This window comes from Sphingobacterium sp. JUb20 (assembly GCF_004342035.1).
GTDB lineage: Bacteria > Bacteroidota > Bacteroidia > Sphingobacteriales > Sphingobacteriaceae > Sphingobacterium > Sphingobacterium anhuiense.
The window spans coordinates 282,747-296,389 of record NZ_SLYV01000008.1 but is presented as its reverse complement, the minus strand read 5'-3'; the positions used below and the strand labels follow the sequence as shown (position 1 = coordinate 296,389).

Below are 13,643 nucleotides of genomic sequence, written 5' to 3'. Positions count from 1 at the left end.
TAAAATCGCCTATAAATGACAAGTTGACACTATTAATTAAATAACGTAAGTGCGTTAATATTTATAGTCAGAAAGCCAATTGCAATAGAGACTTCTTAACTTTTGCTAAATTTTTATGAATTAATAAATTTAGATATTCTTTTCATTCGATTTCATTTGGTTTTTTAAAATTAAAAAATTGGTAAAATTATGATTTCTAAAAAATCGGTTAATAATAAAAAATGCTTCCGTTTTGGCAGTTAATAATTGTTAGTATGTAACAATAATATAATAATAATATTGTTATTCCATATCACTAACGAACGAAACCGTTTGCGTAAAATGAGCAATCGATTGCATTTTTTACCATTCCCTTTATGTGTAACATAATTAAAATCAGCATGAATATCTTTGTATTTTATAATCAGCGTTTTAGTCATTTTTGAGAGAATCCACCATGTTTCCACTACTAAAACGTTTTTTAGCAAAAAAACGATAAATTACAATTTTATATCCTAGTCATCTTAAGATCGTCCATATCAATGCTGGATTGATGTCTTGCAAACTATTTTAAAAATTTCAAGCTAGAATCTGTAAATAATTTTTTTTGACAAAAAAAAAAGACAATATAATAGTTAGCATATTACGAGAATTTATAATTCTACAATTAGGGTTCGGTATAAATCAAAAAATCTTCCAAATATAAATCGGTCAGCTATCGGAAAATAAACTAAAAATATCTATGCATTATATGAGATTTTTTTCAGCATTATCGGTTTCACATGATTTATCACGATATCGCTCACATTTGTAAATGAAAAATAATAATACAGCTCACATAATTTTATTCAATTGATTCCCAAGACCATGTAAATCATCAATTTAACATTAATTTAACACTATTTGTAATCATTCTAAATTCATCTGTTTGACAGATTTTTGACATATAGCAAAAGCTTTTAAACTACATTTGCAGAGTTAAAATTAATCGAGGGTATTGCTTTGAAGAATCTTAAGGTATTAGCATTCACACATAAACACGTAGAACTTAAAGATTTAGGTAATCTAGTTATTTGTAATGAGGAGTTAGAAAGTAGACTAATGAATCTAAAACATAACATGGATATTCCTGAAGTATTCTATATTGGAACTTGTAACCGTGTTGAATTTGTGTTTTATGGTGCTCATGACTTAACAAATGAATTCATTGCACAATTTATGGAGAAACTCAATTTCTGTGTCCCTCAGGAAAGATTGCAATGTTATTTAGGTCAGGTGAACAAATATGAGGGTATGGATGCGTTAAATCATCTTCTTCGTATGTCATGTTCTCTTGAAAGTTTGGTTGTTGGTGAAAAGGAGATCTTAGCACAGGTCCGTCGGGCATACGAAAGATGTCGAGAGGCTGGATTTACCGGTGACTTCCTACGCATGCTAATGGACCGTCTGGTAAAAACGGCAAAAGAGGTCTACACCCACACTAAAATATCCAGAAACCCAATTTCTGTTGTTTCTTTAGCATACCGCAAATTAAAAGAAATTAAATCTGTTGAGAACCCAAGAATTCTGATTATCGGATCTGGGGAAACCAATCAAAATTTAGCAAAGTATTTTCAGAAAAAACAATCCAGCAATTTTGTAATTTTTAACCGTACGGTTGAAAATGCGCAGAAATTAGCTACTGAACTTAATGCTGAAGCCTATCCTTTATCGGAATTGATCAACTATAAAGGTGGATTTGATATTCTCATTACCTGTACAGGTGCTACAACGGCCATCATTGATAATACCCTATATCAATCTTTATTAAATGGAGAAATGGATAAGAAAATCATTATTGATCTTGCCATTCCAAATGATATTGATGCTGAAGTTTTAGCCAACAATGCGGTCCACTATATTGAGGTAAGTTCTCTACAAGCGATTGCCAACAAAAATATTGAAGAACGTTATAGTGAACTGTCTAATGCTGAAAAGATTATTTCAGACAATATTCAGGAATTTTTACCTATCATTAAACAGCGACGTGTTGAAGTTGCTATGCGTCAGGTTCCACAAAAAATTAAAGAAATCAAATCTTTTGCATTAAATGAAGTTTTTGCGTCGGAGGTTCAGGCCTTAGATCCTGAAGCGCGTGATGTATTGGAAAAGATTATTAATTACATGGAAAAAAAATACATCAAAGTTCCTATGGTAATGGCTAAAGAGATTTTAGTCAAAGTAAACGAAAATGGTGTTAATTAATTAAGAGCGTCCTAAAACTCTTTTTCACACTGCATTTGGATTTATTCTGACAGTAACGTGTCAACAAATCAATACTATTTATTTACTTTTGCCTATCTTAATTATTAAAATAAGGTAAAGTATATAGATTGTGAATAGAAAACTTATCATTGGTACTCGTGGAAGTGCACTTGCGTTATGGCAAGCAAACTTCATCAAAGATCGGCTGGCTGAAATTGGCATTGAATCTGAATTAAAAATCATCAAAACTCAAGGTGATATCATTCAACATCTCCGTTTAGATAAACTCGAAGGAAAAGGTTTTTTTACCAAAGAATTGGAAGAAGAATTACTTTTGGGAACCATTGATCTAGCTGTTCACTCTCATAAAGATTTACCTACTGTGAATCCTCCTGGATTAATCATTGCCGCAGTATCTGAACGTGAAAACCCTGCAGAACTATTGATTATTCATAAAGATTGTGTAGATATTAAGAAACGTCTTTCTTTAAAACATAATGCCACTGTGGGTACATCATCTAACAGACGTAAAGCACAACTTTCTTCTATAAGACCTGATCTTGAATTTACAGATTTACGGGGTAATTTACAGACCCGTATGCAGAAACTTCGTGATGAGCAGTATGATGCCATCATGTTAGCAAAGGCTGGTATTTCGAGAATCGATATGGACATCTCGGATTTCCATATTGAGGAAATTCCTCCTGTTGAATTAGTTCCTGCTCCTGCTCAAGGTGTACTGGCTATTCAGATCCGAGAAATTGACACAGAATTATTTCAAGCTCTTCAGCCAATTAATAATGAGGAGGTACAGAAGACCATCGCCGTTGAACGTAAAGTATTGAATCTATTTGACGCTGGCTGTCATGCCCCTCTTGGTGCTTATTGCCGTAAAGTGGGTGATACGTACGAAGCATGGACTTCTATCGCAGATACCAGTGATGATTTTCCTGACCGTTTTTATGTGAAAGGAACTGACCCGGCACTATTACCTGAAATAATTTTCTCTAAGTATGCGAAAGATCGGGTATTACCAAAGTCTGTCTTTATAAGCCGGGATCTAGATGAACATTCTTATTTATCCCGCTTCTTTGCGAAGCATAATATTCAAGCTGATGCACGCTCTTTAATCAAAATATTTCCAATAATAAATAAATTGGATCCGTTCATTTTAAAGCATGTGGACTGGATTTTCTTCGGCAGTAAAAATGGAATTGAACATTTCTTTAGCTTGGAGCCACGACTAAGTAAAAAGACTAAAATTGCAGTAGTTGGACGTGGATCTGAGGAGACTTTGCGCAAATTTGACCGTGTTGCTGATTTTTCAGGCGAGCAGTCCGGAATTAACATGGAAGAAATCGGGGCTAACTTTGCTGCACTGGCAAATGGTGGTACGGTTTTAATTCCTCGAGCAAAAGGTTCTTTGGAAACAATTCAGAAAGCGCTTAGTCCAGAAACCAAGGTGATCAATATGCCTGTATATGAAACTGTGCTTGAGGATAATGTCAATGCAACAAGTGCTGAGGTCTTAATATTTACAAGCCCGAGCAATGCTGAGGCTTATTTTGTGAATAACTTAATTGAACCTGAGCAACAGGTGATCTGTATTGGACGCTCTACGGCTGCTATTTTTGACGAAATGGGTCTTTCCTATACGCTGCCTTATTCACCAGATGAAATTGGCTTAGCTGAGGCCATTTTTGGATTAGACTATAAATCATAATACGATTGGAAGGATTTAACATTCTTCCAATCTTTTTTAATACATATAACATGTTACAACGTCCGAGAAGAAATCGTAAATCTGCTGTGATTCGCGATATGATTCAAGAAAACCGCTTAAGTACCGCTAATTTGATCTTTCCACTCTTTATTGTAGAAGGTCAAAATCAAAAAACTGAAATTTCATCTATGCCAGGTATCTTTCGTTATTCGATTGACAACTTATTGCGTGAAATTGAAAGCTGTTTAAAACTTGGATTAAATTCATTTGATTTATTTCCTGCTGTCGAAGAATCTTTGAAAGATAAATTCGCAACTGAAAGCTACAGAGAAGGTACGCTATATCTTCAAGCAATCGAAGAGGTCAAGAAAAATTTCCCTGAAGCTTGTGTCATTACTGATGTTGCTATGGACCCTTATAGTTCGGATGGACATGATGGTATTGTAGAGAATGGAGAAATCCTAAATGATGAGACTTTAGTTGTTCTGGGTAAAATGGCTTTAGCACATGCGCATGCTGGTGCGGATATTATCGCTCCTTCGGATATGATGGATGGCCGTATTGGCTTTATCCGTAATATTCTAGACGAAAATGGTTTCACCAATGTGTCATTGATGTCTTACACGGCAAAATATGCTTCTTCATTCTATGGTCCTTTCCGTGATGCTTTAGGTTCTGCACCTAAAAAAGGTGACAAAAAGAGTTATCAAATGAGTTATGCTAACAGTAGAGAAGCATTAATCGAAGCGCAATTAGATTTAGAAGAAGGTGCTGATTTTTTAATGGTAAAACCGGGCCTTCCTTATTTGGACATCATTAAATCATTACATGATAATTTTGATTTGCCTATTGCTGCGTACAATGTCTCCGGCGAATATGCTATGATCAAAGCTGCTATTGGTAATGGTTGGTTACAAGAAACCGCTATATTGGAGACTCTAATGAGTTTCCGTCGTGCAGGTGCTACTGCAATCTTAACGTACCATGCTAAAGAAGCTATAGAAAAAGGTTGGATTAAATAAACAACTTATTAAATAACAGATGAAGCCCAAGGATAATCCTTGGGCTTCATCTGTTATTTAATAAGTCCTCATCGTGATAACATCTAGATGGTGTTTTGTATAATGCTATTCCTTACACTGAAATGAGAGATTTTAGTAAATAATTGGATACTTTTGTCCTGTAAATTATAATCAATATGACACAACAAAATAGCGCTCACACGAAAACTGCTGATATTTCTAGGGAGAAGTCGGCACAACTTTTTGAAAAAGCGAAACAATATTTTCCTGGTGGCGTAAATTCACCAGTACGTGCCTTTAAATCTGTTTATGGCACCCCTTTATTTATTGAAAGAGGAGATAAAGCTCATATCTGGGATGCGGATGAAAATGAGTTTATCGATTTTTGTTGTTCTTGGGGTCCACTTATTTTAGGTCATAACAACGATCAGATTCGTGAGGCAGTAACGGCACAATTAAGCAAAGGTTTAAGTTTTGGAGCACCTACTGCTCTCGAAAATGAGCTGGCTGAATTGATTATTTCTAATAATCGATTTATTGAAAAAATCCGTTTTGTAAGCTCAGGTACTGAAGCTGTCATGTCGGCTATCCGCTTGGCTAGAGGGTACACGAAACGTGATAAGATTGTTAAGTTTGAGGGTTGCTATCATGGACATTCGGATTCTCTTTTGGTAAAGGCAGGATCTGGATTGGTTACTTTTGGTGAAACTTCTTCTGCTGGCGTTCCTAAAGCATTTGCTGATGAAACCATTGTCATTGCATTAAATGATAAAGAGGCGTTGGCCGCAGTTTTTGATCAATTTAAAGATCAGATTGCTGCTGTTATTATTGAAGGGGTTCCTGCCAATAATGGTCTTTTACTCCAGACAAAAGAATACATTCATTATTTAAGAGAGATAACAACACAAAATGGAGCCTTACTTATCTTTGATGAGGTGATCACTGGTTTCCGATTAGGTTTTGAAGGTGCTGCCGCTTATTATGATGTGCAACCTGATATCATTACCTATGGAAAAATTATCGGAGGTGGTATGCCGGTTGGAGCTTACGGGGCATCTAAAGAATTGATGAGCTGTATTTCTCCTGATGGTTCTGTTTACCAAGCGGGAACATTATCAGGTAATCCAGTTGCAATGGCTGCCGGAATCGCCACATGTAAAGTCTTAACACAGCCCGATTTCTATAAAAACCTGAATGCAAAAACGGAGTCATTCGTTTCTGAAATACGAAACTATATTGAAGAAAAGAATTATGAAGTAAAAATCTTTACGATTGCTTCGATCTTCTGGTTTGCTTTTACAGATCAAGAGGCGATTTTGAAAGCGAGCGAAATTGATCCAAATTCGATGGAATTATATAAATTGATGCATCGTGAATTGCTGAATCGTGGTATATACTTTGGCCCTTCTGGTTATGAGGTCGGCTTTATCTCGCATGCGCATACAGATGAAGATTTAATTACGGCTAAAAGACATATTTTCGCGGCATTGGATTTAGTTTTCGGGTAATCGTGAACTTTTTCATAAATAATCTGTTTATATTTATTGAATGATCAATCAATAATAATTATGAAAAAAAATATCTTAAAGTCTGTTGCTGCTGTTTTGGCTATCACAGGAACATTAGCTTCTTGTCAAAATACCGCAACTAAAACAACAACGGGACAGGATTCTACTGTTTCTACTGATACAGTTGCTGGTACTGAAATCACGGTAACACCAGTCTCGGACTCGAAAGCATTTCCTGGTGCTGACTTGAAAATTGCGTCTATTTCATCTGAAAAGGTTGGAACGGATTCTGCAAAAGTAACTGTAAAGTATGCTGTTAGTAATTTTAACCTTACTGAACAAACTGCTCATGAGCATCATATGGCAAATTCTCATGATGGTCAACACATTCACTTTATATTAGACAATAAACCTTATGCAGCTCTATATAAACCAGAAAACACGGTTACTTTAGCGCTGAATTCGGAGCATTATCTGATGTCATTCTTATCTCGCTCCTACCATGAATCAATTAAGACAACTGAGGCTTCTAAATTGGTTAAATTTAAGATTGACAAGGATGGAAAAGTAGTTCAAGATGCAGCAGTTACAGCTCCATCATTATTCTATAGCCGTCCAAAAGGTGAATATAAGGGTGAAGATACGAAAGTATTATTGTTAGACTTTTTCTTAGTCAACACGACTTTAGCCGCTGACGGCAATAAAGTATTAGCGGATGTGAATGGGAAACAGTTCACATTGGATAAATGGGGGCCATATGAAATCAAGGGCTTACCTTTAGGGGATGTGAAGGTAAAATTGACACTAGTGGATAAGGATGGTAATGCCATCACTGGTGACAATGTTTCTGTAGAAAGAGATATCAAATTATTAGCACAATAAAAGCTAATAGCATTATAAAAAAGGCTTCAAGAATAATCTTGAAGCCTTTTTTATGAACAATATATTATGTTTAAAACCCTACACTCTTCAAATTTAACCCTGCTCTTTCATCTAGACCAAACATTAAATTCATATTTTGTACGGCTTGTCCTGATGCGCCTTTCAACAAATTATCTGTTGCATTTAAGATTAATAATTTGTTACCGTGTTTTTCTATATGAATAATACTTTTATTTGTATTAACAACTTGTTTTAAATCAATATTTTTACGACTCACATGGGTAAAGGGATGTCCTTCATAATAAGCTTCGTAAAGTTCATAAGCCTGTTCTTCAGATAAATCTGAATCGACGTATATAACTGAAAATATCCCTCTTGCAAAATCACCTCGTTGCGGAACAAAATTGATTCTCTCGGCAGCTCTTTCTAGTAAGGATTGATCTGACTGAGGAAGGAATTCATCCTGCAATTGTGCTAAGGATTCCGATATTTCCTGCAAGTGCTGGTGTTCAAAAGATTTATAAGCTGATAGGTTATTATTACGCCACGAGAAGTGTGTAGTCGCGCCTGGTTTCTGTCCTGCTCCTGTAGATCCTGTTGTTGCATTCACGTGAATCTGACTCGGTAATAAACCCTTATCTGCCAATGGCAAAAGAGCCAATTGAATATTTGTTGCAAAGCAACCCGGATTTGCAATATAGTGACCTGTTTTAATTTTATCTCTATTCAGTTCAGGTAAACCATATACAAAACTCTTACCGTTGTACGCCGTATTCGCTTTCAAACGGTAATCTTGTGATAGATCAATTATCTTCACAGAAGGATCAATTGGATTTTCATCCAAAAACTTACGAGCATCTCCGTGACCTACACATAAGAATAATACATCTATATCTGAATGATAATCTGAAGAGAATGTTAATTCCGTATCACCAAATAGATCATTGTGTACTTCATAGATTTTATTGCCTGCATTGGAGGCACTATTGGCAAATACAATTTCAACTTCCGGATGATAAATCAACACTCGTAATAATTCTCCTCCAGTGTACCCTGCTGATCCTACTATTCCTACTTTTATCATTTTTTAGTATTTAGATTTTAATTGTACTATGATGCGATGGATGGACTACTAATTTAAGATATCCAGTGACACATCTATCGATCCAATGTATGTAAAAAATGGATCCCTATCTCAAATGGTGAGCATGGGATCCATTGTATTTTAACAAAGAAATAAGTGCCGAATTCGAATTAAACGAATTACAATAATGCTTACTTTCCGTTAACTTTATGCCAAATAATGGTTTGATTACCAAATATTTTAGAGAATCCTTTTACATCGTCACCTGTATATCCAGCGTTCATTTCACCGTATGTTCCAAATTTATTAGACATTAAATCATATTCCGATTCGATACCAATAACGACAAAGCGGTAAGGGTGTAACTCGATAATCACTTTTCCTGTTACAGTTTCCTGAGTAGATTGTAAAAATGCCTCGATATCACGCATTACAGGGTCGTGCATTTGTCCTTCGTGCATATAATTGCCATAAAACCCTGCAATCTGATCCTTCCAAGATAATTGCCATTTAGTCAACGTATGTTTTTCTAAAGCATGGTGTGCTTTTATCAAAATAACGGATGCAGCAGCCTCAAATCCTACACGGCCTTTAATACCAATAATGGTATCTCCTACGTGGATATCACGACCGATACCATAAGGTTGTGCCAATGCTTGTAATTCTTGAATTACACGTACCGCATCTAATGCTTTTCCATTCAATGCTGTTGGTTCACCTTTTACAAAATCAATCGTAATCTGCTGAGGTTCTGTAGAAGTTACTGGTGTTGGCCAAGCGGATTCTGGTAAATACTGATTAGATGTTAATGTCTCTGCTCCTCCTACTGAAGTACCCCAAAGACCTTTATTAATCGAGTATTTAGCTTTCTCAGCTGAATATTCAACACCATGTTTATTTAAATATTCTATTTCATCCTCTCGTGATAATTGCAAATCACGGATTGGCGTAATAATTTCCACTCCTGGAATTAAGGTATGAAAAATCATATCAAAACGTACCTGATCATTGCCTGCACCTGTAGATCCATGCGCTACACATTCTGCTCCAATTTTCTTAGCATAATTGGCAATAGCGGTCGCTTGACAAACTCGCTCAGCGGATACTGATAATGGATAAGTTGCATTTTTCAATACATTACCAAAAATCAAATATTTAATAGTTTCGCGGTAATAGTCTTCTGTTTCATCAATAGCTGTATGCGACTTTACGCCTAAAGCATAAGCTCGCTCTTCAATCTGTTTTAATTCCTCATCGGAAAAACCTCCTGTGTTAACTACTACTGAGTGAACTTCTAAACCTAAATCTTGTGTTAGATAAATACAACAAAATGATGTATCTAACCCACCACTGAATGCTAAAACTACTTTTTTCATCTTTTTGGATTAATTCATTGATAAACCTCGGAATGAGACTTAAACAAAAATATAAAAAACTTAAAACTCCTTAACTACTTTTTTACTCTTATGGAAATTAGCTGCAACAAACTTCTTTGCTGATTTCCATAATTTTGCTTCTATACGTTTCAACAACGATTGTTTCTGCGTAATACGCTCTAATCTTTCTTTTGCTTCTGCTTTTCGCTGAATTTTTTCTTTCAATTCGCGTTCCTTATCAACAGGGTCCCAAAGCATAGCTGTACACATACAGTTTTTACGATCCTTACTTAATAGGATATCGTAATTCACACAACTTTGGCATCCTTTCCAAAATTCTTCATCTTGTGTGAGCTCGGAATAGGTCACAGGTTCATAACCTAGTTCTGAATTAATTTTCATAACCGCCAAACCTGTCGTTAAACCAAAAATCTTTGCATGTGGATACTTTTCGCGAGATAAATCGAAGACTCTTTTTTTAATTGCTTTGGCTAAACCTACTTTACGAAATTCAGGATTGACAATTAAACCAGAATTGGCAACATAATCACCATGTCCCCAGGTTTCAATATAGACAAACCCAGCCCATCTTCCATCCTTGTGTAAAGCAATAACGGCTTTACCCTCAATCATTTTATTAGCAACATATTCTGGCTTGCGACGTGCAATACCAGTACCTCGAGCTTTTGCAGACTCGAACATTTCATTGCAAATCTGCTCAGCATATGCAACATGCTCAGGTTTTGCGGGAATAATTAAAAATTCTGAAATAGTCATTGACTTACGACCCAAATAATAAAACTAACAACCGAAATTGCGTTTTGTTATGAAAAAACAATTAATAAAATCGTGGAGCGCCATCATCGGACCTGATGATATTACTGAAAAGAAAGATCACTACCTCATATCAAGCCCGAGGTAGTATGGGTCGTCGAAAGCGAAGAACTGGAATCTGCCTAAAAATAAAAGAACAATACCTCTTACCAACAAACTTTTTAAAAGCATGTAGCAAAGAGAATTTTAATGTATTGTTATTCTTCATTTCTAGTTATCGTCTTCTTAAAGGACGTTGCAAATGTATAAAATAATTTTTTTCTTTTCTGCAATAATAGTACGCATTTTTTATAAAATGACAAAAAACCACAAAAACTTAAAACCACTCAACTTACAACTTATAAATCAATCACTTAAATCATTTTATTATAATGAATAACTGATGAATAAAAAAACCAATCTGGTAACAAATGTCTAGAATCATTAATAACTTGCTATCAATACTATAAAAAATAAAGAAATAGAAACTTTTAGTATTCTCATTAAAATTAGATAATTTTGTGCTTCATCGGTGATCTTATAAAGTTCGCCATTAGTACACAACAGCATATGGACACTCCTAGTATCATTTTTTATTGCATTTTCGGGATCCCTTACTTTATTTTTATGTATTGGTTAGTTAAACAAGATAAACAAAAATATGCTTGGGGAATTGCACTTATCACAGTAATTGCTGTTCTCGCAATATATGTTTCGCAAAAGGCGAGCAAGGTTGCGATGGATAATTATCAACAACATCAAATTGATTCTAGACAAATCGAACATGATGAAAAAGTCGATAGTTTAAATCATAAATAATAAAAGCGCCTGAAAGGCGCTTTTATTATTTATGATTTACTTCTCTATATGCTCTAAAGCAAATAGAAATGCATAGTTTAAAGCAATATCTTTGAGATAGTCAAATCGTCCGGATGCCCCACCATGACCGTACTCCATATCCGTTTTAAGCAGTAACACATGATTATCAGTTTTCATCTTTCTTAATTTCGCGACCCACTTTGCCGGCTCAAAATATTGAACCTGACTATCGTGCAATCCTGTTGTGACTAATATATTTGGATATTCCTTTCCTTCTATATTTTCATATGGGGAATAGCTCTTCATATAATAGTAAGCTTCCTTTTCATTAGGATTTCCCCATTCGTCATATTCATTGGTTGTTAATGGAATGCCTTCGTCCAACATCGTATTCACGACATCCACAAAAGGAACTTGTGCAATAATACCATTCCATAGATTTGGTTCCATATTGGCTATCGCTCCCATTAAAAGTCCACCTGCACTTCCTCCTTGTGCATAAAGATGTCCCAAGCTTGTAAATTTCTGATCAATTAAATAATGACCACAAGAAATAAAATCTGTAAATGTATTGATCTTATTCATCATTTTACCTTCTTCATACCATTGTCTCCCCATCTCCTCACCTCCTCGGATATGTGCTATTGCATATACAAAACCGCGATCTAACAAACTCAATCGAGCACTATTAAATGTAGGATCTATCGCGTATCCATACGAACCATATGCATATAATAGCAAAGGTGCCGAACCATCTTTCTTAATACCATTTTTATAGACAAGAGAAATGGGAATAGCAGTACCATCACTTGCTTTTGCAAAAATGCGTTCCGTACTATATGCATGCGTATCATAGCCCCCAACAACCTCTTGTTGCTTCAATAAGATTTTCTCCCTAGTCACCATATCGTACTCATAAGTCGATAAAGGTGTTACAAGCGAGGTATAGCCGAAACGTAATTTTTGTGTACCGTATTCAACATTAGTACTGGGATAAACTGTATAAGCTACTTCTCCAAAATCAAGATAATATTGTTCTTCATTTTGTAAGTTGTGTATAGCTATTTGAGACAATCCATTTTTCCTTTCGGTAACGACCAAATAGTCTTTGAATTCATCTACCTCACTTACTAATACATCTTCTCGATGTGGAATAAATGCTCTCCAATGTTCTCTACTAGTCATACCAAGCTGACACTGCATAACCTTGAAATTTTTTGCTTCGTCATTTGTTACAATGAGAAAGCGATCTTCCAAAGCTGTAACATGGTACAGCACATTTTTCATTCTTGGTTGAAACACCTGAAAATTTCCAGCTGGGTCATCAGATTTCAGATAAAAAACTTCTGATGAAAGCGTTCCTTCTGATTCAATAAATATGTATTCACCATTCTTTGATTTTCCGACACCTATGTAATTGGTATTATCAATTTCTTCATAAACGGTTACATCATCATCTACAAGGGTTCCTAATGTATGTCTATTAATTTTTTCACTTAATAATGTAACTGGATTTTTTGCCGTATAGTAAAGCGTTTTATTATCCTTAGCCCAAGTAGAGTTTCCTGATGTTTTTGGTATTTCGTCTTTATAGATTTCACCCGTCAGTAGATTTTTAATGAAAATGGTATATTCTCTTCGTGATACGGTGTCGACGCCAAAAGACATTAAGTTGTTATCGGGACTTACCGAAAACCCTGTAGCAGCGTAATACGCATAACCTACTGCCATGGCATCAATATCGAGCAGAATCTCTTCGCTCGCATTAAGCTCATCCTTTTTTCTACAAAACTTAAAATACTGCTGCCCATCTTCTGTACGGGTATAGTAATAATATCCATTTTTAAGATAAGGAACAGATTCATCTTTTTCTCTGATCCGTGCTTTCATTTCCTGAAACAATTGCTCCTGCAATTTTTCCGTTGGCTTTAGCACAGCGTTCGTATAATCATTTTCTTTTTTTAAATAATCAATTACCAATTCAGCGTCAGGCCCCTCCTTAAAGAAATCATTCATCCAATAATAATCATCGACCACTTGATCGTTGTGAATGTCTCTCTTATGTGGTTTAATCACTGCTAAGGGAGCTTGAATAACTTTTGTATTTAATTGTTCTGAAGTATATTGCTCTGCTCGTGCTGTTCCTATTATAGCGCTTAAAATAATCATATTTCTAATTTTCGTAATGATCAA

General features: G+C 35.3%; 10 protein-coding genes. 6 read left to right on the top strand and 4 right to left on the bottom strand.

The window, feature by feature from the left end:
* Positions 1–981: 981 nt before the first annotated feature.
* The 5 genes from hemA (at position 982) to EDF66_RS15425 (ending at position 7,358) form a co-directional block, all read left to right on the top strand.
* A complete protein-coding gene (gene hemA, locus EDF66_RS15445; RefSeq protein ID WP_132771502.1) occupies positions 982–2,223 on the top strand; it encodes a glutamyl-tRNA reductase in 1,242 nt (413 codons plus the stop codon).
* Positions 2,224–2,353: 130 nt separating this feature from the next.
* Positions 2,354–3,946: a hydroxymethylbilane synthase gene (gene hemC, locus EDF66_RS15440; RefSeq protein WP_132771503.1), complete on the top strand. Its 1,593-nt coding sequence runs from the start codon at positions 2,354–2,356 to the stop codon at positions 3,944–3,946.
* A gap of 50 nt (positions 3,947–3,996) precedes the next feature.
* Positions 3,997–4,968: a porphobilinogen synthase gene (hemB, locus tag EDF66_RS15435; protein ID WP_132843618.1), complete on the top strand. Its 972-nt coding sequence runs from the start codon at positions 3,997–3,999 to the stop codon at positions 4,966–4,968.
* Positions 4,969–5,144: 176 nt separating this feature from the next.
* Positions 5,145–6,476 (top strand): glutamate-1-semialdehyde 2,1-aminomutase, encoded by a 1,332-nt coding sequence (hemL, locus tag EDF66_RS15430; protein WP_132843616.1) that lies wholly within the window; start codon positions 5,145–5,147, stop codon positions 6,474–6,476.
* 60 nt (positions 6,477–6,536) lie between these two features.
* Positions 6,537–7,358 (top strand): hypothetical protein, encoded by an 822-nt coding sequence (locus EDF66_RS15425; protein ID WP_132843614.1) that lies wholly within the window; start codon positions 6,537–6,539, stop codon positions 7,356–7,358.
* A 70-nt stretch (positions 7,359–7,428) separates the two neighbouring features.
* Here the strand turns inward: EDF66_RS15425 and argC are convergent, their stop codons facing one another.
* The 3 genes from argC to EDF66_RS15410 all read right to left on the bottom strand — a co-directional run bounded on the left by argC (position 7,429) and on the right by EDF66_RS15410 (position 10,595).
* Entirely contained in the window at positions 7,429–8,442 is a 1,014-nt protein-coding gene (gene argC / locus EDF66_RS15420; RefSeq protein ID WP_132843613.1) for an N-acetyl-gamma-glutamyl-phosphate reductase, read from the bottom strand.
* Between the two features lie 191 nt (positions 8,443–8,633).
* A complete protein-coding gene (argG, locus tag EDF66_RS15415) occupies positions 8,634–9,818 on the bottom strand; it encodes an argininosuccinate synthase (protein WP_132771508.1) in 1,185 nt (394 codons plus the stop codon).
* A gap of 60 nt (positions 9,819–9,878) precedes the next feature.
* Positions 9,879–10,595 (bottom strand): N-acetyltransferase, encoded by a 717-nt coding sequence (locus EDF66_RS15410; protein WP_021191927.1) that lies wholly within the window; start codon positions 10,593–10,595, stop codon positions 9,879–9,881.
* A gap of 663 nt (positions 10,596–11,258) precedes the next feature.
* Between EDF66_RS15410 and EDF66_RS15405 the strand changes: the two genes are divergently transcribed.
* Positions 11,259–11,450: a hypothetical protein gene (locus tag EDF66_RS15405; RefSeq protein WP_021191926.1), complete on the top strand. Its 192-nt coding sequence runs from the start codon at positions 11,259–11,261 to the stop codon at positions 11,448–11,450.
* A gap of 36 nt (positions 11,451–11,486) precedes the next feature.
* Here the strand turns inward: EDF66_RS15405 and EDF66_RS15400 are convergent, their stop codons facing one another.
* Positions 11,487–13,619: a S9 family peptidase gene (locus tag EDF66_RS15400; protein ID WP_132843611.1), complete on the bottom strand. Its 2,133-nt coding sequence runs from the start codon at positions 13,617–13,619 to the stop codon at positions 11,487–11,489.
* Between the last annotated feature and the right edge of the window lie 24 nt (positions 13,620–13,643).